Raw genomic sequence first — 20,886 nt, 5'->3', positions numbered from 1 at the left:
TACTTACCGTCCGATCAGTACCCATCCCCACTTCATCCGGCGCAAACCCATCGCACAGATCCATGAGATCAGGAGCGCCACAATATAAGAAAGTATGATGCCCACGCTGAAGTGCCGAGCCAGGTCATCTGTGAATTCACGTCTCCAGAAGAGCAGTACGAGTGGATGCATTAAAAATACACCGAACGCAACTGTACCCAAGGAGTCCAGAATACGCGTAGCTTTTCGAACCTCGGTATGTTTTCCTGTGCCCATTCGTTCACTGAAGATCAACAGGAGCAAGCAGGCTGACAAGGTAAACAGATTACGGAACAGGAACAGCACGGTATAGGTTATAACCGGGTATGCAGCAAAAGCGGTTTTGATATAAGCATTACCATATATAAAAATGGCACCTCCACCTATCAACGCAGCTATGAGCACATAACGGTGAGTATACAGTTTGTTCAATGCCCACTCAAAGTTCAACCCAACCCATGCGCCAAATCCAATCACGATCAGATAACTGGGTAACAAACTTCCTGTCCGTTCGAAGTGAAACTGCAAATGTAGTGCATAGAAGATCGCTTGGCCAGCAATAAAGAATAATGGCAAGTACCGATTAAACAAACGATGGCGTATAAGGGACAGAAGCCATGGAAAAACGATATAGAATTGAAGAATAATCAGAAAAAAGTACAAGTGCGTATGAGCGGTTCCCATCACTAATTGTTTGGCAAATTGAACACCATGGGTCAAAGGTTCTTTGCCCGCAAGCAACTGTTTAATGGCAAAGTAGATAAGGGACCACACCACATAGGGTACAAATACATTAAATAAACGCTTCTTATAAAAAGCGAGCATCCAACCCTTTTCATTCACCTTGGAGTTGTAGTTGTAGAACAAGACTAGGGATGACAGAAACAGAAACGCTGGAACGGCAAATTGCAAAAACGTGTTCCAGAAATAATACACATCATGATCTAATGTATGCTTGGGGTAATGCGCAACTGCTGTTGAAGTTGCATGAATAGCTACTACTGCCATGATGGCAAAAGCACGATAGAGATCCAGATACTCAATACGCCGGGGCCGATTAACCGGTTGATTCATAAAGATAACCTCACTTGTGCCTGATATGGGATGATAGTTTCCGGCCGCAATCCAGATTCTATGCTTCATTTTAATCAGCACACGAGGGTAATACAATCATAATCCATATTATTTTCGTTTTATTTCATCATTATTCTGCATTATTCGACATTCTCTATCCAGAATCGTTCAACAACGTTGCCATTGGACTCCACATAGTCTTCATCCCGAATGCCACCATTTCGAAGGATAACCCTTCTGGAAGGCTCATTAACCGCATCACATACGATCAATACTTTGGTGATTCCAAGCTCTCTCGTTTTCTCCAAAGAAAGCCTGAGAATTTCGGAACCATAGCCATTGTGCCGCTCTCCTGGACGAATACCATATCCAATATGTCCTCCACTGTTGAACAATTTATCGTTAAGCTCATGCCTTATATTCACAGCACCCACGATTTGTTGACTCTCCGTGACCAGCCAATATGTACTGTCTTTGACCCAGCCCTCCGGGATGTCGATCCCTTGTTCATTGCGTTGCAAAAATGCCAACATCTCATCGAACGCATAAGGATCTTTGGAAATGACCCAAGGTACCATCAATTCTCCACTTCTGACCCAGTCTTCATAAAATGCCAAATACGCTTCCTTATATGCTCGTGATGGTTTAATTAATCTAACGTGTTCTTTCCCCATTATCATTACACCCTCCCAACAGATATTGATATTGCCACGTTCTCTCTTCCAAGACACGACGTTCTTGTTCTTCCATCAGAGAGTCATAAAAGATAGCTTTCACTGCATAGGTTGCGGCATGTACCGCATGGCCTTTGACATGGGCCGTTGCAGCTGCGTGTCCCGCCGCACGAGAGGCAGCAGAGGCAGCGACATGATCGGCTTCCCGTGCAGCAGCATGAGCTGCAAAAGCCGCCTTTCGTGCATCAACCATGGCAATCTCTCCACGGATCCAACCTCTTCCTGCATCAATGGCATCACGTGCGCGGAGATCCTCCGTCTTCTTCTCAAATATATACAAGACACGTGCCGCACACTCCGCAGCCCAACAGGCCAATGTGTGGTGATCCTGTTGCTTAGCCAAATCCTCTATTTCACTACGTAAAGGTGCATCTTTGAATGCAGGTTTTGCCATGGTCATGCTCCTTTCATTGTTCAAATACTACAAATTTACTCTCAACAAGTTCGAAAAAGGACCTGCGTGTGTGCAGATCCTCTTCAAGTGTACATCTTACCACTTATTCTATCATTATACGGACTCTGTCAATGTAGCCTCCTGAACATCCCGATCCTTTTTCGCATCCGTGTCTTTGTACGTAAATTGGTAACTTCCAGATCCAAGTGTGACTTCAACATCGTCTCCAATGTTTTGAATATCCTGAACTCCACTTATCTGATCCAACTGATCCAACGGTTTCCCTTGTTCCAGAACGATCTGTGCACCTGCTCCAGGAAGACGTACCGTACCTCTCGTGTTGGCGGGAATATGCACCCGTATATCCATTTTACCATCCGCCAACCGGTGCCAGCTTGAAGCAACATGACCATACATCGTCTCCAGACTCGCTTCCACCCAATCCAGTCCAGGTCCGGGTTGCGGCTCGATATGCACCATTCGGAATCCTGGCTGATGTTCATCGGACCGAATGCCGGCAACATAACGATACAACCATTCTCCAATCGCTCCGTACGCATAGTGGTTAAATGAGTTCATATCAGCACTCCAGAGACTTCCATCCTCTTTGATCCCATCCCAATGTTCCCAGACAGTCGTTGCGCCTTGAGTCACCTGATATAGCCAGGACGGATAATCTTCTTGAAAAAGTAATGTATAAGCCAGGTCGTGAAGACCCGCATCACTCAATACCGGATTCAGATAAGGTGTACCCACAAAGCCTGTAGTAAGATGATTGCCCGCCTCTTTCACGAGTTTTGCCAATTGATCGACAGCACGAGTTCGGGCAGTGGCGTCCAGCAGGTCAAATTGGAGCGCAAGAACATGTGCTGTTTGCGTAGGAACAGCAATTTTGCCGGCTAGAGTCACGAATTCATTTCGAAACGCATGAACAATGTTTGTATGCAACTGCTTGTAATATTCAGCATCATCTGTCTTTCCAAGTGCCTCAGCTGCCTTTTGAGTTAACGACACCGAATAGGCATAGAATGCTGTTGCCACATAATCTGTGTCCGTTGCGCCAACATAACTATCAGGCTTGGAGTCCAGTCCCAGCCAATCGCCAAAGTGGAATCCCGTGTTCCACAGGTACGGATTGTCACCCTGCACGTGAATGTATTCGACCCACCGCTTCATACTCTCATATTGCTCGGCCAATAACCTGACATCCCCATACATCTCATAGATGGTCCAAGGACAGATGACTGCTGCATCCCCCCAAGCGGCGGAGGAATGACTGGTGTCTCCCCACCCTTCTGAGGTGGAACTTCTCAGATCCGGAACGAAGAATGGAATACCGCCATCTTCTCCCTGATCCGCTTCCAGATCCCGCAGCCATTTGGTGAAGAAGGGAGCCGTATTCATCAGGTAGGAGGACGTTCGGACAAACATCTGTGCATCCCCGGTCCATCCGAGCCGTTCATCCCTCTGTGGACAGTCTGTCGGCACATCAAGGAAATTCCCCTTTTGCCCCCACAATATATTGTGATGCAGTTGGTTCACCAGTGGACTGGAGCATGAAAACTGACCTGTTGGCTCCATATTCGAGTGCAGTACGATTCCGGTGAATTCATCCAGACAAACGTGTTCCGGAAAGTTAACCAGCTTCACATAGCGAAACCCTTGGAACGTAAAATGCGGTTCAAATGTTTCCACGCCATCCCCCTTGCAGGTGTAGCGAATACACTGCTTGGCGGCGCGAAGATTATCGGTGTAGAAGTTGCCTTCATGATCCAATATCTCTGCATGATGCAGCTCAACCGTATGACCCGCCTCACCTTGAAGACTGAATTTCACCCATCCCACCATATTCTGCCCCATATCTATTACACGATCTCCCTGTCGGGTTGTTAACAAAGCGATTGGCTGTAGCTGTTCTACTTGGGTGACGGGTACATTCTGCTGCGCAACGATGATATCTTTGGGATGCTCCAGTACGTTCACGGGTGACCAATTCGTCTCAGATGAATCCGACCAATCGGACTCCATTCGTGCATCATACGTCTCCCCCATATAGATGTCCGACATACGAATGGCACTTGGAGCAGCCGTCCAATCCCCGTTGGATAAAATACATTCCTCTGATCCATCTGCGTATTTCATATGCAATTCCAGCAGCAATGCGGAAGTCGAACCGAATATCTCCCGTTCTTTGTTCCAGCCGAGATACCCTCGGTACCAGCCATCACCCAGATAAGCGCCTAATATGTTCTGCCCATCCTGAAGTAGATGAGTTACATCATAGGTTTGATATTGTAATCGCTTACGATAAGAGGTCCAACCAGGTGTAAAATAATCTTCTCCTACTCTTGTGTTGTTCATATGCAACTCGTATAATCCAAGTGCTGTCACATATATTCTGGCAGAAGTAACAGGTTGTTTCACATTAAACTGCTTGCGCATACGCGGGCATGACGTATCTCCATCATCTGATGGTTGAGCTGTGATCCATTCTGCTTGCCACTTGTTATGACTATCCATAAGTCCCATCTCGAAATAAGCCGTTTCGGACCAGCCCGAATCACTTCCTGCATCATCCCATGCCTGAATTCGGTAGTAGTATCGCGTTTGCGGGGAAGGCTGAAACTGGTTTAACTCCACATGTATGGATTGATCCGTACTTATCTCGCCAGAATCCCATGCAATTCCATCAAAATCTTCTGACAGGGACAGCTGGATCTGGTATGCAGATTGCATGCAATTTCGACGATCGGATTGCAGCTGCCAACTTAAACGCGGTGATTTGACATCAAGGCCTATCGGATTAATTCTATACTCACAGCGAAGGTGACTAACGTTGAACATTAGCGTATCGTCCTTTCCATCTTGGCTTCCCATTCGGGGTTACGATATAATTATATCGATCCTGTTGCCCTAAATACCCGGTAATCAGGACTATTTCATCCGGTGATTCAGCCATCTGTGCGAGGAGGTTGCTTGTGAATTCATCTGTACAACTCATGAAAAGTGAATACTTTCTGCATAATCATCTGCAACTTTTTGTCAATCGTTGCTCTGAAGATTTTGTGCTTCCTTTTCACGCACATGATTTTATTGAATATAGCTACGTTGCCGAAGGAAAGGGCTTTCATCATATCGGTGAAGATGTCATTCCGGTGACGAAGGGGATGCTGTTTGTCATTCCTGTCGGCGTTCCTCATGTCTTTCGTCCTGTCAGCACCAACGTAACCGAGCATCCGTTAATTCTATATAATTGCTTATTTAATGCTGAATTGATCCACACGCTGACAGCCATCATTCAGGAAAAAGAAATCATTCAACATCTGATGGATCTGGCACAAAATCAGGTTCCTTATATATCCGTTGTGGATCACAACGACCGGATTGAAGAACTAATGGTGAAGCTGTACCGTGAGTCCTCCGTTCCGGGAATCGGTTCGTCTACCATGTTATACACCTTGGTAAGCCAGTTGGTATTGATGACCTACAGACAACTTTATCAAAAGGATCATGATGAAGAGCATCATTCCACCGGTTTTGATTACATCCTTCACTATATCAAGGAACACGTGAGCAACCGTATTCGAATGTCTGATCTGGTACGTGTATCGGGCTGGAGCGAGAAGCAAATTGGGCGAATGTTTCTGCGACATACAGGACAGACCTTTAGCGGCCACCTGCAACACCTCCGTATACAAAAAAGCTGCGAACTGCTTAAGAGTTCACAACACAAAGTCAGCCTGATTGCAGAGCTGGTTGGATATCGGGATATGGATTCATTCTATGCTGCATTCAAAAAAATAACAGGCGAAACACCTCTCGCCTATCGCAAAAAATCCAGAGCACAGCACTCTGGACAATAAGGTTAACTTTCAGACACCAACAACTTGTAACACTTCATCTATGTATGCCTTGGCCTCTTTCCATGAAGACATCAACGGAAAGTTGTATCGCTCACGCTCCTGTATATTCCACGGATGTGGAATACAGATGACCTTTTTGCCGTCTTCATGCGCGGGGATCAGGTTATGTGCTCCATCATCAATGAGCAGATCAAAAGCGAGCAAGTTTTTTCTTTTGCATGTAATAAACTGTTCTGCGGTTATAAAAGGCATATGTCGCTGAAGCCAGTTCCACTTCTCAACGACTGTTCTTGGTTCTGCTGCCGTCACAACAATCACATCATAAGCATCGTTCAGCTTTCGCATCTCATCTACAACATATTCGTCGTATAACTCCAATTCCTCGAACAGACCCGGCCGACCATAAAATACATCATGCGTGCTCTCTGGATGACGCAAATGGGATGTATCCCAATGAATCATATCCTCGTAGCGCAACGGATGGGTCGGGAAGTTGAGGTTGTTGTGATATATAGCCCGCTTGACCAGATGACATATCGTGTCATCCATATCTACAGCAATAATAGGCTTCTTCATGGTTATCCCTCCCCCAATACGAACACAGTATACCATCCAGAATGTTATGTAGTCATCTTTTTTACCTTGAAATGCCAATAGCGTTGATGATTTCTACCTGATTATATTAAAAAGGCGCCCCGGCGCCGTAATACCAGCTACGCCCGGGGTGCCTATATAGATTAATCTATTCCAAGTTCTCGCCATTCGAGGCAATGACTTTTTGGTACCAGCCAAAGCTCTTTTTCTTATACCGATTCAGTGTGCCTTGTCCGTTGTCATCCTGATCCACGTAGATCACGCCATAACGCTTGGACATTTCCGAAGTGGATGCACTGATGATATCAATCGCTCCCCAGTTGGTATATCCCATCAGGTCCACACCATCCATAACGGCTTCTTTCATTTGTGTAATATGTTTTCTCAGATAATCAATCCGGTAATCATCGTTGATGGAACCGTCTGCTTCAACGGTATCTTTGGCACCAAGGCCGTTCTCTACCACAAACAATGGCAGTTGATAACGGTCATACAGCTCTTTCAGTGCAACGCGCAGGCCGATCGGATCAAGCTGCCAGCCCCACTCCGTACGCTCCAGATTCGGGTTCTTAATTGTACTGTACAGGTTACCTCCAGTTACTCCATATTCCTCTGGGTTCACTGCGGACACCAAGGATGTGTAATAACTGAATGAGATGAAATCAACCGTGTGCTCACGCAGGATCTGCTCATCTCCTGGTTCCATGGCAATGGTAATCCCGTTCTCTGACCAGTACCGAGCCATAAACGTTGGATAACTACCACGAACTTGTACATCTGTATGCAGCAGGTTCAGCTGATTATCGATCTGTGCTTGCAGCACATCCTCTGGCTTCGACGTCGCCGGGTAGTGAATCATACGCGCAAGCATACATCCGATCTGGAAGTTCGGGTTAATCTGACGTGCCTTTTCTGTTACCAGGCTGCTGGCTACAAATTGATGATGAAGTGCCTGATAAGAAGCCTGCATTGTGTTCTCAACTCGGTCTTCAATAATACCGCCACCTGTGAACGGTTCAATAATGGTTGTATTAATCTCATTAAACGTCAACCAGTATTTAACCTTGTCCTTGTATCGGTTCATCACAGTTTCGGCATATCTCACAAAGTGTCCAATCACTTCGCGACCAGCCCAGCCGTTATATTTCAGGACAAGTGCCATAGGCATCTCATAATGCGAGAGTGTTACCAGTGGTTCGATATCGTATTTCCGGAGTTCATCGAACACTTCGTCATAGAAACGCAGTCCCTCTTCATTGGGCTCGGCATCATAACCATTTGGGAAAATACGCGGCCAGTTGATGGACAGACGGAATGTCTTGAAGCCTAGCTCAGCGAACAGCGCAATATCCTCTTTGAAACGGTGGTAAAAATCAATCCCGTAACGCTTCGGATAACCTTCTGCACTGTGATGTGCCATTGCTTTCTCAACCGTTGCACTGGTAACATGCATCAGTTCTCTAAGGTTGGTGTAGTCCTTTTTCTCAAAATAAGGAACCATGTCTGCTGTCGACCATCCTTTGCCGCCAGCGTCGAATCCACCTTCAGCCTGGTTGGCGGCAATAGCGCCGCCCCATAGAAAACCTTCCGGAAACCCTTGTCGATTAATCATTCGTATCTCTCCTTCTTTAGTTGATATTGTTAGTCCTAAGACGGACAGTTTAAATCTCAGCTTTCAAGACGTCTTCACCCATCGTGATTTCGCCCAATTTCACAGGTAGAACCTGCTTGTAATCAGCCGTATTGGTAACAACCATAGCGGTTGTGATGTCGTATTCTTTTGCAATCTCGGCCAGTTCAAATGTAAGCAACTTGTCTCCAGCCTGTACACGTGCTCCTGTAGCAACATGTGCATCAAAATACTGTCCACGCAGCTTCACCGTGTTAATTCCAACATGAATCAACAATTCCATTCCGTTATCACTGCGGACAACGATCGCATGTTTTGTTTTGAACACATTCATGATGGTACCTGTCACTGGAGAAACCAATTCACCCACCGTTGGAACAAATGCCACACCTTTACCCATCAATTCATCACCAAATGTTGGATCGTTGACTTCTTTGAGCGGGATGGATTTACCTGTCATCGGTGCAACAGCTACTGCATCACTCGTTGGTGTTGGATCACCCATGTCGTCTACATTTACGGTTGCAGCATCGTTGGAAACAGCTTTCGCTGGTGCTGTAGAAACACCCGGTGAGAATTGAGCCAACGCCTCAGCGTCTCCTTCTTCTTCTTTGATACCAAATATCGTAGACATGATTGCACCCACGATAAAGGCCAAAATCATACCCCCAAAGGAATACCAGAAGGTTTGTCCGATCAGGGAAGGAAGTCCTGGGAGACCACCGTTACCCGCAAGTACATACGCTTTCGCGCCAAAAGCAAGGGCGAATCCGCCACCCACTGCACTACCAATCATCGCTGCGGCAAATGGTTTTTTATACTTCATGTTAACCCCGTACATAGCTGGCTCCGTTACACCCATGAGTGCGGTGAAACTCGTTGACAATGCCACGGTTTTGAGTTTTTTATCTTTTGCCCGGAAGAATACGCCGAGTGTTGCACCAGCCTGACCCATATTGGAGATAAAGGTTAATGGTAAGAATTTATCAAAGCCCAGTGTAGCGATATTACTCAGGATGATCGGCACAAGTGCATAGTGCATTCCTGTCATAATAATGAGCGCCATCGCGCCGCCAAGAACAATACCTGCAATCAATCCGCCTTCATTCAGCAGCCAGTTGATGCCGCCAGACAATCCACTACCTACAAATGTACCCAATGGACCGATCGCAATCAGCGTTACCGGCACCATTACAAGCAAGGTAATCAGCGGCACAAGCAATAGCTTGAGTGCAGCAGGGATAACGCGGTCAACCCATTTCTCAACATAGGACATCAACCATACTGCAAGAAGAATCGGGATAACCGATGAAGCATAACTTACTGCTGTAACCGGGATTCCCAAAAATCCAACCGATTCGCCGCTAGATAACAATGCTGTCATGTCTGGATACATGAGTGCCGTACCTAGTGCAATCGCAACAAACGGGTTACTGCCGAATTTACGAGCAGCGCTGACTGCAATCAGTAAAGGCAGGTAGTGGAATACGCCGTCACCAATGGCTGAAAGAATACGATACGTATCCGTTCCAGCAGACATCCAACCTACGGATACAAATAGTGCAAGTAATCCTTTGAGCATACCTGCCGCAGTAATCGCTGGAAGCATTGGAGCAAAGACACCTGCAATTGTTTCAAAAATTTTCAGCACGACATTTTGTTTTTTATCCGACTTTGGCTCTTTATTTTCTGTAGTTTGCTGGATTGCCGGATTTTCCTTCACCATGGCATCGAACACTTTTGCTACATCATTACCGATAATGACTTGGAATTGGTCGCCCGAAATATTCGTTCCCATGACCTTGTCCAGTTTCTTGAGTGAGCCGTTATCAACTTTCTCGTTGTCTTTCAGATCAAAGCGCAAACGTGTGACGCAGTGATAAACTGAGTTAATATTGTTTGTTCCCCCAACGGCTTTAATGATTTCCTGCGCCGTTTCCTGATGTTTCATGATGTTTTCCTCCTCATTTTTCCAATAAAAAATACCCGAACGAATCTAGCGCATATGGATGGCGCCATCTCATTCGGGTATTGCCTGATTGAACAGTAACAAGCCCATAGGATATCCAGTTGTAATTTGATTCTATTGCGTGGACTTCTCGTCCCGCTTGGTTTTCATCAAACGTTCCAGATGGAGCGTTAGATATAACTGCTCAGAGTGAGTCATGTCATACTGATAGTTCTTATGGATAAAAGTCTCGATCTTGCCAATACATTTGAATGTCTCCGGATAGTTTTTCCGAACCACTTCATATAAATACTCCTCAGCATCATCATGTGAAGAATGTGTAATGACACGCTGACAGAAATATTTCAAATGGGTGATGAAGCGGAAATAATTGACGCTATCTTCATCCAATTCGACGTTGAAGTGATATTTGATGATATTCATGATCTCCTGCAACAGCTGCATCAGATGGGTGACATCGTTCATGGAATCATTGACTTCCGCATTGATGAAATGTAAGGCAATATTACAGATTTCATCTTTGGGAAACTCAATATCCAGCCTTTCCTTCAGCAAGGTCAGTGCTTCTCTGGCCACATCATACTCCGCCTTATAGAAGTGCTGAACTTCCCAAGAAAGTGGATTACGAGTAATCATTCCTTTTTCCAAGCGTTGAACAGCAAAATGAATGTGATCAGATAACGAGACATAGATCCCGTCACTGATGGTTTTGTTCAATTGCGTTCGTGCCAGTGTCACAATATCATCTGTTGCCTGCAGAATCTCAATCGGCACTTCAGCTACGATGGATTTGAATTTCTCATAAATCGATGCATCCTGAAGACGAAATACCTTCTCAATCCGCTCTTCATCAATCTCATCGCCTGCTTTGAACTTAAATCCGATACCCCGGCCGAGGATCAGTAGTTCCTGATTTTTGTCATCCACGGTACTGACAATATTGTTATTAAATATCTGTTTAATAATCATTATGGACCCACCTGGTTTTTTTTGAGGAATAAAAAAGGGCAAAACCAAAACAGAAATAATAAAATCATTTCCATAGTGGTTTTGCCCGCATTACCGGTAACAAGCCTCGGATATAATTTATCATAACCTGAAAACGGTGTCAACCCAAAAATACTACCGCTCTATTCCACTTTTTTAGATCATATGAAACATTTACCTTTTATGTTATTTTGAAATGAGATATAACCTTTGATATTTAATAATATGACCCAAACTAATCAGGAGGATTCACTTTGAAAAAAATCCCTTCGTTTACCGCCGTCATTGCTGCCATCTCGCTATTGTTATCAGCGCCGCCCACCTTGGCCGCAAAATCCAATGAACTCTCGTTAATAGAGAATTACATGTCCGCTGACCAGCTGGATCGGAAGACACAAAAACTTTTGAATGATGAAATAGTTAAACTCGTGGGGAAACAGAACATTCAATTCATCAAAATAGACACATCATTTGATCCGTGGGTCATTAACGGAACTATAGATGGAACTGGATTCGCAGATTTCACACAAAGATACGATCCTGATACAAATCATGTCGCGTCCACCCTTATCATGTATGATACCGCTGATCTCAATAAAGTCATGGATAATGCGCTGCGCCTGAAGCTTGATGCCTTCTTAAAAACATTTGAGGATGAAGATATCTTCATTAAAAGTGGTTTTTGGCGTTTCAAAGCCAATGATCAGGACCATGGACATTTACTCCAAAACTACTGGGTCATCTTTGGACCAAGTCAACAACTTTACATCGATGTGGACAAAGATAATCAAATGTCGGCAATTCTGCAATATAAAATTGATGATTCCTATGCCTGGATGACAAACATAGCACGAAATTCACTCAAAACACTTGGAATACCCTCAGTAAAAGCTTTTGATTACACCTTATTTACCGTAGAAGGAAAAGATATGTTATGGCAGTATAGGGATGACGACAATCTAAATTACGTACATATCGGCAGCAAGACCGGAAAGGTATGGAAAGTCACCAACGAATTAGGTATCAACTGGAAAAATGATGTTGATTTCAAAAAGTCTTTTGCCAAGCCCAAGCTCAGCAAAAACAAAGCACTATCTATCGCTGTACCTACAGTCAGATCTATATTTGGTATTGAGCTAAAAGGTTATTCCGTTCGTATCCAAGAGAACGAGTACACCTTCACGAAAAAAGGAGCCACAACGCTTATCGGTAAAATCAATACAAAAGGCGCATTTTATTCGTTTGAAGCCATTCCTTCAAAAGGGGTAAGAAACTAACTTACATAATAAGAAACAGGCGGCTTGAAGCGCCGATTTAAAATTGCATAAGAAATACTCCGCTTTATGACGACAGTAGATTTAATCTTGTCATCATAAAAGCGGAGCCGGTATCATCAATCTACGCTTGACGTGCTTATTAGGCAGCCCTTCTTTCGAAGGGCCTTTCATCATTGCTGGAACGTCACATTAATCTGTACAATCTCCGAACGACTGCTAGTACGAATTGGTGGTCCCCAGAAGCCAAATCCTGAGGTTACGATGGAGTGCATAGAGCCCTTTTGCAAATAACCCCAATCGTTCTCATAAATGGCCTGTGTGATGAACTGAGCCGGTGCGATCTGACCACGATGGGTGTGACCAGATACGACCAGATCTACATTATTCTGCTCCGCAATATCCAGATCATACGGCTGGTGATCCATCATAAGTACCGGTTGGTTCAAGTCAGTACCTTGCATTAAAGTAGCTACTTCTGCCCGATCCTTCTCTGTTCGGTCTTTCCGACCAATGAGGGTGATCTTGTCATTCAGCACGATCTTGTCATCGTACAAAACTTGCATGTTGCTCTTCTCCAGCGCAGCAATCAGATCTTCAATCGGACCATCGAACTTATCGTGATTCCCGAGTGAAGCATAGACGCCGTATGGAGCCTGAATGTCACTGATAATATCGGCGATTCCGCTATTGAGGTACATATCCAGATTGTCATCAATAATATCTCCTGGGTACAGCACCAGATCCGGCTTCAGAGCATTAATTTCCTCCACCATGCGTTTGGCATGTGCAGGTCCAGACAGAAGTCCGAAGTGCATATCGGCAGCCATGACAATGTTGAGCTTGTCTACACCTTCTACTTTTTTATCAATCTGGATATTATATGTTCTGACTACAGGGCTGTAAGCGTTAAAGATTCCATAACCCATTGTGGACACTAATAACACCAGCGTTACGACTCCCGCCCATTTCTGTGTGTGATGTCTTGGAATACGGGTTAATCTCAGCAACCACATCGTGAGGTGAACGACGGGCAGGATCAACAATAACAACGAGAAGATTGCCAGCCAGTAAGAACCGATAATACCGAGGAACGAGATGCTTCCAAATACCCGTGCCAAAATGAAGGAAACGGCAAGGAATACAAGCGCTATAATATAAAACCATCGAAATCTGGCGGACACAACTGGTTTCATCCAACTCCAACCGCTCCAACCTATGTAGAACACTAATAAACCGTATACGACCAAAAACAATATACCTGCTAATACAAACATGCCCGGTCTAACCTCCACGTCAATAAGTTGTATTCTGAATTTTCATCACGGACACAGGTCCGTCTGAACAAGTATAACGTAGTTGAAGGGTCAGTTCATCTGTTTGCCAAACCCAGATTCGTACATTTTATTACAATTTGATGATATTCAAATTCGAACCATTAACGAGAAAAAGCATTCCCGCTGCCGCCCTGAATAGCTAAATTCAAGGGCAACTGCAGGAATGCTATATTTTCGGAATTAAATTTACTCGTTTGTGTCCATCCATTGGAAGTGGAATGAACCTTCTTTGTCCACACGTTTGAATGTGTGAGCACCGAAGTAGTCACGTTGTGCTTGCAGCAAGTTTGCTGGCAGACGCTCTGTACGGTAGCTGTCATAGTAAGACAGTGCGCTGGAGAAACCAGGTACTGGAATACCTTGTTTTACAGCAGCCGCTATAACTTCACGCCATGCGCCTTGATAAGATTCAACGATGTTTTGGAAGTAAGAATCCAAGAGCAGGTTTTTGAGTTCTGCATCTTTGTCATATGCTTCTTTAATGTTTTGCAAGAACTGCGAACGGATGATGCAACCACCACGGAAGATCATGGCAATGTTACCGTATTTCAGATCCCAGCCGTATTCATCGGAAGCTGCACGCATTTGTGCAAATCCTTGTGCATAGGATACGATTTTACTTGCAAACAATGCTTTACGCACGTTCTCGATGAACGCTTTCTTGTCGCCGGAGAACGCTTCAGTCGCTGGTCCATTCAGGATTTTGCTAGCTGCTACACGCTCGTCCTTCATGGCAGACAGGAAACGGGAGAATACGGATTCCGTAATCATGGACAATGGAACGCCGAGATCCAGCGCACTTTGGCTTGTCCATTTACCTGTTCCTTTTTGTCCAGCCGCGTCCAGAATAACGTCAACCATTGGTTTGCCTGTTTCTGGATCGTATTTGGAGAAGATATCTGCCGTGATTTCGATCAGGTAGCTGTCCAGCTCCCCTTGATTCCACTCGGTGAAGATCTCATGCAACTCTTCAACGGAAACGTTCAATACGGATTTGAGCAAGTGATAAGCTTCACCAATCAACTGCATATCTCCGTACTCGATACCGTTATGCACCATTTTCACATAGTGTCCGGCACCGTCTGGTCCGATATATGTGCTGCAAGCGTCATCGCCAACTTTGGCAGAGATCGCTGTCAGGATCGGTTCTACCAACTGATAAGCACTTTCCTGACCGCCTGGCATGATTGCCGGGCCTTTCAGTGCGCCTTCTTCACCACCGGATACACCTGCTCCGATGAAGCGGAAACCTTTTTCTTCCAGTTCTTTACTGCGACGTTGTGTGTCAGGGAAGTAAGCATTACCTCCATCGATAATAATGTCGCCTTGATCCAGATGAGGAAGCAGTTGCTCGATCGTTGCATCTGTTGCTTTACCTGCTTGGACCATGATCAGAATTTTACGCGGAGACTCCAGGGATTCCACGAATTCTTCAATAGTGAACGCACCTGTCAGGTTTTTACCTTCTGCTTCTTTCAGAAGATCGTTCGTTTTCTCCGGGGAACGGTTAAATACCGCTACCGAGAAACCTTTGCTTTCAATATTCAAAGCCAGGTTTTTACCCATTACTGCCAATCCAATAACACCAATCTGTTGTTTACTCATTATGTCCTCCCAATACTCCATTATTTATATAGTAAGTTGAAACGAATGAATGGTTATAGATTATTGTACTGTTTTTTTCCAGTCCGCTGCAAATTTGTCCATACCTTGATCTGTCAGCGGGTGTTTGGAGATCTGTTCAATGACGGAGAATGGAACAGTAGCAATATGTGCTCCAGCCATCGCTACACGTGTAACGTGATCCGGATGTCTTACAGAAGCCGCAATAATCTGTGCATCCAGGTTATGTGTACGGAACAATTCAGCAATTTTGGTAACCAATTGTACGCCATCTTCTGAGATATCATCAAGACGTCCCAGGAATGGGGATACATATGTCGCACCAGCACGAGCAGCCAGAAGCGCCTGGTTCACCGTGAAGATCAACGTTACGTTGGTTTTCACGCCTTTTTTGGTCAAGTAACGGCAAGCTTCAAGTCCTGCAAGTGTCATTGGCAATTTGATCGTGATGTTTTTGTCGCTGTTGTTAATTTTGATCAATTCGTCTGCTTGCGCGATCATTTCTTCAGCAGTAAGGGCATCTGGTGTCACTTCCGCAGAAACGGACTCCACTTCAGGTACCAAACGCAAGATTTCTTCAATACGATCTTCGAATTTCACGCCTTCTTTAGCTACCAAAGATGGGTTTGTTGTTACACCAGACAATACGCCGATTTTGTATGCTTTTTGGATATCTTCCACGTTAGCTGTATCGATAAAAAATTTCATGATTAAATTACCTCCAGATATATTTTTTATTTTGGTTTAGAGATTTGCATTAACCGCCAAGGGTATGCTATTTGTAACTACAGACTCCTGATCCGCCGGCTCATCAAACCACCAGTGGTGACCATCTTCTTCAAGCATAACATCTGATTCAGCCGGTCCATAACTACCCGCAGGATACAGGTGAAGTGGCAACAGATTTTCCTGGAATGCATCCAGAATTGGCTGCACCCATGCCCATGACAATTCTACTTCATCCCAGTGGGCAAAGAATGTTGGATCACCCAACAAAGCATCACGAATCAGATTCTCGTAAGCTTCCGCGAGGTCACCTTTATCCGGAGAAAGATCGATGTGAACCGGTTTGAATTCACCTTTATTCTCAGGATCACTTGCATTCAGTTGCAATGTCATGCTCTGATCCGGACTCATCTCAATGACGAGAAGGTTTGGTTTGGAACCCTTGTTTTTCAGCACATTTGTCTGTCCTGAAGGTTCTTTGAATTCAATCACGATACGTGTTGATTTCTCCTTCATTCTTTTACCCGTGCGAATGTAAAACGGAACACCACGCCAGAAGAAATCATCAATTTGCAATTTGGCAGCAATGAATGTGTCATTCATCGTATTCTCGGCTACACCCGGTTCAGCAGTATACGCATTAACCGGTTTACCTTGAATGTTGCCTTCTGCATACTGTCCACGGATGATGTTTGCGCCCACCGTTTGTTTTTGTAACGGCTGGATCGATTCCATAATGTGTTTTTTCTTCAATCCAACTTTTTCGGAAGTACTGTTGTATGGAAGCTGAATCGCCATCATCATGAGCAATTGCAACATATGATTCTGGAACATGTCTCGCACTGCACCAACATGATCATAATAGGATGCACGTTCTTCGACACCTACAGTCTCATTCGCCGTAATTTGCACATTGGAGATGTAACGGTTGTTCCATAAAGCCTTCATGATTGGGTTACTCTGATGCAACGTCTCCAGACGCTGTACCATCGGTTTGCCCAAATAGTGGTCAATCCGATAAATTTCTTCCTCCGTGAACGATTCGCTTAATTTGCGATTAAGGTCTCTGGCGGACTGCAGGTCGTGACCAAATGGCTTCTCGATGACGAGACGTTTCCAGCCCTCTGTGGAACCCAGTCCACTTTCTTGAATGTTCTCGGCAATCGGTTCGAAGAATTCCGGACCAACCGAGAGATAAAACAAGCGATTGGACGGAATGCCAAGTTCAGCTTCTCTTTGTTCAACTAATCCCAACAGCTTTATATAATCTTCCTTATGGCTTATATTCAATACACTGTAGCGGAAAGCTTTCACAAATGACTTCACAACTTCAGGATCAGCCTGGCGTCTGGAAAATTCATTAAGTGATTTTTCCACTTGTGCCTGAAAGAATTCATCAGACCAATCTCTACGCCCCAGACCAATCAATGAGAAGGTTTCAGGAAGCTTCTGCTCAAGATATAAGTTATATAAGGCAGGATATATTTTTCTTTTGGCTAAATCGCCCGTAGCACCAAATAAAACAATGGTAGTTGGTTCCATCTCACCGTTCTCCTTCCAAGTAACTCTGGTTTCTTTGTTGTAGTTACACTATAATACGTTTTATAGCTATACAAGTAATTAATATATTTCACAGGAGCTATAGACCACATCTATGACAACAAATTACGAACTATATAAAGTCTTTTATTGGGCCGCCAAAACGGGAAGTTTGACACAGGCTGCGAAAGCGCTGTATATCACTCAACCCAGCGTCAGTCATGCCATTAAGCAATTGGAAGAGAGCTTTGGTCTTACCTTGTTTTATCGAAATTCCAAGGGTGTCGCGTTGACACAGGAAGGTGCCAGTCTATACTCCTATATTGAACAATCCCAGATTCTGATCTCACTTGCGGAAGAAAAAATGGCCGCACTGAAGAATCTCGACAATGGTGAACTCCGGATTGGTGGCAGTGACTCCCTGTTCAAGCATTACATGCTGGCGTATCTAGAGGAATTCCACACCTTGTACCCTAACATCAAGCTACATCTGAGTCATGGAACTACCCCGGAAGTGATTACCTTTCTGAAAGAAGGCAAGATCGATCTTGGTGTTGTTCGGATGCCCATTGTTGATCCACAGCTAGAAGTCAGGGAAAGTATTCAGTTGAAGGACTGTTTTGTAGCCGGGGAACGTTATGCTCAGTTGAAGGGTAAAGTCATGACACTTGAGATGCTTCTTGAGCATCAACTGATCCTCTTCTCCCGGAACAGCCGTGTTCGGATGGCTATAACCGAGTTGTTTAACAGCTATAACTACACGTTGAAACCTGAGATTGAGGTTGGTAGCGTTGATCTGTTAATTGAGTTTGCGCGTCGAGGACTGGGGATTTCCTATGTTACACGTGAATTTATATCCAAAGAGCTGGAGGAAGGTTCTCTCTTCGAAATTCAGCTTGATGTCCCGCTCCCCCCTTCCCATGTGGGGATTATGACCAAACGCAATATGCCGATTTCTCTGGCTGCCAACCGGTTTATGGATCTCATTTTCAAATCCTGAGTGGTCACAATGTCAAAAGGTACAACAAAGAGCCCCACCGTCCAGTTATGGAGGATGAGGCTCTTTGGCCTGCATAATGTTTGTGTTTATCTAACGATTAAAGACTCACCAGATAGGACGCATCCAATATAAGGGCAACCTTACCATTACCGAGGATTGTTGCGCCAGATAGATGGTTCATCGCTCCCAGATACGTACCAAGCGTCTTAATAACGACTTCCTGATTTCCTATAATCTCATCTACTGCGTAAGCTGCAATTTTATCAACAGAACGCACGATCACCAATGGAATAGTTTTGGACTTACGGTCCGTTCGTGGATAGTTGAGCCTGTCGCACAGTCGGTGAAAAGGTACAATTCGCCCATGATTCAGGATCGCTTGTTGCCCCTGAATCATCTGAATATCTTCAGGTGAGATTCGAACAATCTCAGCAACATTATACATCGGCAAGATCAGCACACGGCCCGACACTTTGACTAACAAACCTTTAATAATCGCCAGTGTGAGTGGTAGACGAATCGTAAACGTGGTACCCACACCAACCTCCGTATCAATATCAATGATACCGTTGAGTCGCCCGATCTGACTACGCACGATGTCCATTCCAACGCCGCGTCCTGATACTTCACTGACAGAAGAAGCCGTGGAGAAACCAGGCTCAAATATGAGATGGACAGCTTCCTGTGTTGTTAGGCGTGCAGCCTGTTCCTCACTAATGATACCTTTGCCCAAGGCGGAAGCTTTGATCTTCTCACCATCGATACCTTTGCCATCATCCGAATAACGAATGACAACATGATTTTCTTCATGAAATGAAGTTAAGGTAATTCGTCCTTTGGACGGCTTGCCGAGCTCCGCTCGAATCTCTGCACTTTCAATGCCATGATCTGCACTGTTGCGGATGAGATGGATCAGCGGGTCACTCAATTCTTCAATAATCATCCGGTCAAGCTCAGTCTCTCCACCTTGGATAACCAGTTCCAGATCCTTACCCAGCTTCTGTGATAGGTCACGAACCAATCTCGGGAAGCGACTGAATAGTTGATCAATAGGTAACATCCGTGTCTTCATTACACCTTCTTGGAGTTCCTTGATTACCCTGCCCATATGATCGGATACACCACTAATACTCCGGATGAGTGTTGAAGACTCCTTACGCGCACCCGTGCCACTCAGATCTGCAAGGGATGTCTGATCAATTAACAGTTCACCGACCAAATTCATCAAATGGTCCAGACGCTCAACACTCACACGAACTGTAGGTTGAGCAGCTTTCACTTTCTCATCTGGCCCAGTTGTATTCACGGTAGGTAAGCTTTGTTTCGATTGCTCTGTTTCAGAGATTAATTCAAGTGGTGCAGAAGTCGCTGCAACCTCATTGGATTCCAGCAGATATGGATCTATCTCCAGCATATGAATATCCGAGTCTGAAGACAGCTCTGCCTTAAGCTGCTGTGGGTCCTTCGACGTTGCTACGATGATGATGAACTGACCATAATGATCATCTTCATTTTGCGCGCCCGGTTGACTCTCCATGAGCGCAGTAGCGACAACCGTACCACAGATGTCCTCGATACGTTGTCGTAAAATATGATATCTGGCCGCTTTCATCATGCACTTCTGCTCCAGCACAACATGAATGGACAATAACTGCTTGCCTGACACAATAGCTACCTGTGCCACAATCGATTCTGCTGGTTGCAATTGAGGTACTTTAAGTTGCCCGACTACTGCCGGGGTCTGAATTAAATCCTTTATTTCTCGTACTACCGCTCGAAAGTCTGCATAGGCTTCCCCACGGATGTACTGATCACGAAGCACCTTCATGGCGTCCAAAGAGCGGAACAACGTATCAATTAGCTCCGAAGTCATCTCCGGTTTTTTCTCCCGGACCCATTCAAGAGCATACTCCACTTCATGCGTAAGGTCGCTTAATTCACGGAAATCCATAGTGGATGCCGATCCCTTGATGGTATGGGCTGCCCGAAACAGCGTCTGAACCAGTTCTACAGAAGGTGAAAGCTCCAATGCCAATAAAGACTGATCCATACGTTCCAGTTGATCATTCAGTTCTTCGATAAAGATGTCACGGTAGGCAGACAAATCCATCATTCGTGTATTCC

The 20,886-nt window shown here is 44.9% G+C and carries 16 protein-coding genes; 3 read left to right on the top strand and 13 right to left on the bottom strand.

The window, feature by feature from the left end:
- Window positions 1-3 precede the first annotated feature (3 nt).
- The 4 genes from CXK86_RS10035 to CXK86_RS10020 all read right to left on the bottom strand — a co-directional run bounded on the left by CXK86_RS10035 (window position 4) and on the right by CXK86_RS10020 (window position 5,064).
- Window positions 4-1,161 carry an acyltransferase gene (locus CXK86_RS10035; RefSeq protein ID WP_143781230.1) on the bottom strand — a complete coding sequence of 386 codons (1,158 nt, stop codon included), beginning with the start codon at window positions 1,159-1,161 and terminating at the stop codon, window positions 4-6.
- A 71-nt stretch (window positions 1,162-1,232) separates the two neighbouring features.
- On the bottom strand, window positions 1,233-1,772 hold the full coding sequence (locus CXK86_RS10030; RefSeq protein ID WP_076250098.1) for a GNAT family N-acetyltransferase: 540 nt from the start codon (window positions 1,770-1,772) through the stop codon (window positions 1,233-1,235).
- Window positions 1,747-2,220: a putative immunity protein gene (locus tag CXK86_RS10025; RefSeq protein WP_076250096.1), complete on the bottom strand. Its 474-nt coding sequence runs from the start codon at window positions 2,218-2,220 to the stop codon at window positions 1,747-1,749. Before CXK86_RS10025 ends, CXK86_RS10030 begins: the two co-directional genes overlap by 26 nt.
- Window positions 2,221-2,334: 114 nt before the next feature.
- On the bottom strand, window positions 2,335-5,064 hold the full coding sequence (locus CXK86_RS10020) for an alpha-L-rhamnosidase (protein WP_101313662.1): 2,730 nt from the start codon (window positions 5,062-5,064) through the stop codon (window positions 2,335-2,337).
- 134 nt (window positions 5,065-5,198) lie between these two features.
- Here CXK86_RS10020 and CXK86_RS10015 point away from each other — a divergent pair, with 134 nt between their 5' ends.
- Window positions 5,199-6,083: an AraC family transcriptional regulator gene (locus tag CXK86_RS10015; protein WP_101313661.1), complete on the top strand. Its 885-nt coding sequence runs from the start codon at window positions 5,199-5,201 to the stop codon at window positions 6,081-6,083.
- Between the two features lie 9 nt (window positions 6,084-6,092).
- Here the strand turns inward: CXK86_RS10015 and CXK86_RS10010 are convergent, their stop codons facing one another.
- From CXK86_RS10010 to licT, 4 genes are all read right to left on the bottom strand, one after another.
- On the bottom strand, window positions 6,093-6,659 hold the full coding sequence (locus CXK86_RS10010; protein ID WP_101313660.1) for a 5' nucleotidase, NT5C type: 567 nt from the start codon (window positions 6,657-6,659) through the stop codon (window positions 6,093-6,095).
- A gap of 166 nt (window positions 6,660-6,825) precedes the next feature.
- On the bottom strand, window positions 6,826-8,289 hold the full coding sequence (locus CXK86_RS10005) for a glycoside hydrolase family 1 protein (protein WP_101313659.1): 1,464 nt from the start codon (window positions 8,287-8,289) through the stop codon (window positions 6,826-6,828).
- A 49-nt stretch (window positions 8,290-8,338) separates the two neighbouring features.
- The gene (locus CXK86_RS10000; protein ID WP_101313658.1) at window positions 8,339-10,258 is read right to left on the bottom strand and encodes a beta-glucoside-specific PTS transporter subunit IIABC; all 1,920 of its coding nucleotides are present in this window, start codon (window positions 10,256-10,258) and stop codon (window positions 8,339-8,341) included.
- 132 nt (window positions 10,259-10,390) lie between these two features.
- Window positions 10,391-11,245, bottom strand: coding sequence for a BglG family transcription antiterminator LicT (gene licT, locus CXK86_RS09995; protein ID WP_036613466.1), 855 nt, complete (start codon window positions 11,243-11,245; stop codon window positions 10,391-10,393).
- Window positions 11,246-11,517: 272 nt separating this feature from the next.
- Here licT and CXK86_RS09990 point away from each other — a divergent pair, with 272 nt between their 5' ends.
- Complete coding sequence (locus CXK86_RS09990; protein ID WP_101313657.1) at window positions 11,518-12,540, top strand: hypothetical protein; 1,023 nt, start codon at window positions 11,518-11,520, stop codon at window positions 12,538-12,540.
- A gap of 170 nt (window positions 12,541-12,710) precedes the next feature.
- Here CXK86_RS09990 and CXK86_RS09985 read toward each other — a convergent pair whose 3' ends face one another.
- The 4 genes from CXK86_RS09985 to zwf all read right to left on the bottom strand — a co-directional run bounded on the left by CXK86_RS09985 (window position 12,711) and on the right by zwf (window position 17,765).
- Window positions 12,711-13,814 (bottom strand): metallophosphoesterase, encoded by a 1,104-nt coding sequence (locus CXK86_RS09985; protein WP_101313656.1) that lies wholly within the window; start codon window positions 13,812-13,814, stop codon window positions 12,711-12,713.
- 246 nt (window positions 13,815-14,060) lie between these two features.
- Entirely contained in the window at window positions 14,061-15,479 is a 1,419-nt protein-coding gene (gndA, locus tag CXK86_RS09980; RefSeq protein ID WP_101313655.1) for an NADP-dependent phosphogluconate dehydrogenase, read from the bottom strand.
- 60 nt (window positions 15,480-15,539) lie between these two features.
- Window positions 15,540-16,205, bottom strand: a complete 666-nt coding sequence (gene fsa, locus CXK86_RS09975) for a fructose-6-phosphate aldolase (protein ID WP_036613461.1) — start codon at window positions 16,203-16,205, stop codon at window positions 15,540-15,542.
- Window positions 16,206-16,241: 36 nt separating this feature from the next.
- Window positions 16,242-17,765: a glucose-6-phosphate dehydrogenase gene (zwf, locus tag CXK86_RS09970; protein ID WP_101313654.1), complete on the bottom strand. Its 1,524-nt coding sequence runs from the start codon at window positions 17,763-17,765 to the stop codon at window positions 16,242-16,244.
- Between the two features lie 112 nt (window positions 17,766-17,877).
- Between zwf and CXK86_RS09965 the strand changes: the two genes are divergently transcribed.
- Window positions 17,878-18,762, top strand: a complete 885-nt coding sequence (locus CXK86_RS09965; RefSeq protein ID WP_036672843.1) for a LysR family transcriptional regulator — start codon at window positions 17,878-17,880, stop codon at window positions 18,760-18,762.
- A gap of 97 nt (window positions 18,763-18,859) precedes the next feature.
- Here the strand turns inward: CXK86_RS09965 and CXK86_RS09960 are convergent, their stop codons facing one another.
- Complete coding sequence (locus CXK86_RS09960) at window positions 18,860-20,875, bottom strand: chemotaxis protein CheA (protein WP_101313653.1); 2,016 nt, start codon at window positions 20,873-20,875, stop codon at window positions 18,860-18,862.
- Window positions 20,876-20,886 lie beyond the last annotated feature (11 nt).

This window comes from Paenibacillus sp. BGI2013, from assembly GCF_002843485.1.
Lineage (GTDB): Bacteria > Bacillota > Bacilli > Paenibacillales > Paenibacillaceae > Paenibacillus > Paenibacillus amylolyticus.
This window is presented reverse-complemented; position numbering and strand designations above follow the sequence as displayed.

Bases quoted from the DNA above. Each gene is read 5' to 3' on its own strand.
- CXK86_RS10035 (WP_143781230.1), bottom strand. From the start codon at position 1,161: ATGAAGCATAGAATCTGGATTGCGGCCGGAAACTATCATCCCATATCA.
- zwf (WP_101313654.1), bottom strand. From the start codon at position 17,765: ATGGAACCAACTACCATTGTTTTATTTGGTGCTACGGGCGATTTAGCC.
- CXK86_RS10010 (WP_101313660.1), bottom strand. From the start codon at position 6,659: ATGAAGAAGCCTATTATTGCTGTAGATATGGATGACACGATATGTCAT.
- CXK86_RS10020 (WP_101313662.1), bottom strand. From the start codon at position 5,064: ATGTTCAACGTTAGTCACCTTCGCTGTGAGTATAGAATTAATCCGATA.
- CXK86_RS10025 (WP_076250096.1), bottom strand. From the start codon at position 2,220: ATGGCAAAACCTGCATTCAAAGATGCACCTTTACGTAGTGAAATAGAG.
- CXK86_RS09985 (WP_101313656.1), bottom strand. From the start codon at position 13,814: ATGTTTGTATTAGCAGGTATATTGTTTTTGGTCGTATACGGTTTATTA.
- CXK86_RS10030 (WP_076250098.1), bottom strand. From the start codon at position 1,772: ATGATAATGGGGAAAGAACACGTTAGATTAATTAAACCATCACGAGCA.
- CXK86_RS10005 (WP_101313659.1), bottom strand. From the start codon at position 8,289: ATGATTAATCGACAAGGGTTTCCGGAAGGTTTTCTATGGGGCGGCGCT.
- CXK86_RS09965 (WP_036672843.1), top strand. From the start codon at position 17,878: ATGACAACAAATTACGAACTATATAAAGTCTTTTATTGGGCCGCCAAA.
- CXK86_RS09960 (WP_101313653.1), bottom strand. From the start codon at position 20,875: ATGATGGATTTGTCTGCCTACCGTGACATCTTTATCGAAGAACTGAAT.
- gndA (WP_101313655.1), bottom strand. From the start codon at position 15,479: ATGAGTAAACAACAGATTGGTGTTATTGGATTGGCAGTAATGGGTAAA.
- licT (WP_036613466.1), bottom strand. From the start codon at position 11,245: ATGATTATTAAACAGATATTTAATAACAATATTGTCAGTACCGTGGAT.
- fsa (WP_036613461.1), bottom strand. From the start codon at position 16,205: ATGAAATTTTTTATCGATACAGCTAACGTGGAAGATATCCAAAAAGCA.
- CXK86_RS10000 (WP_101313658.1), bottom strand. From the start codon at position 10,258: ATGAAACATCAGGAAACGGCGCAGGAAATCATTAAAGCCGTTGGGGGA.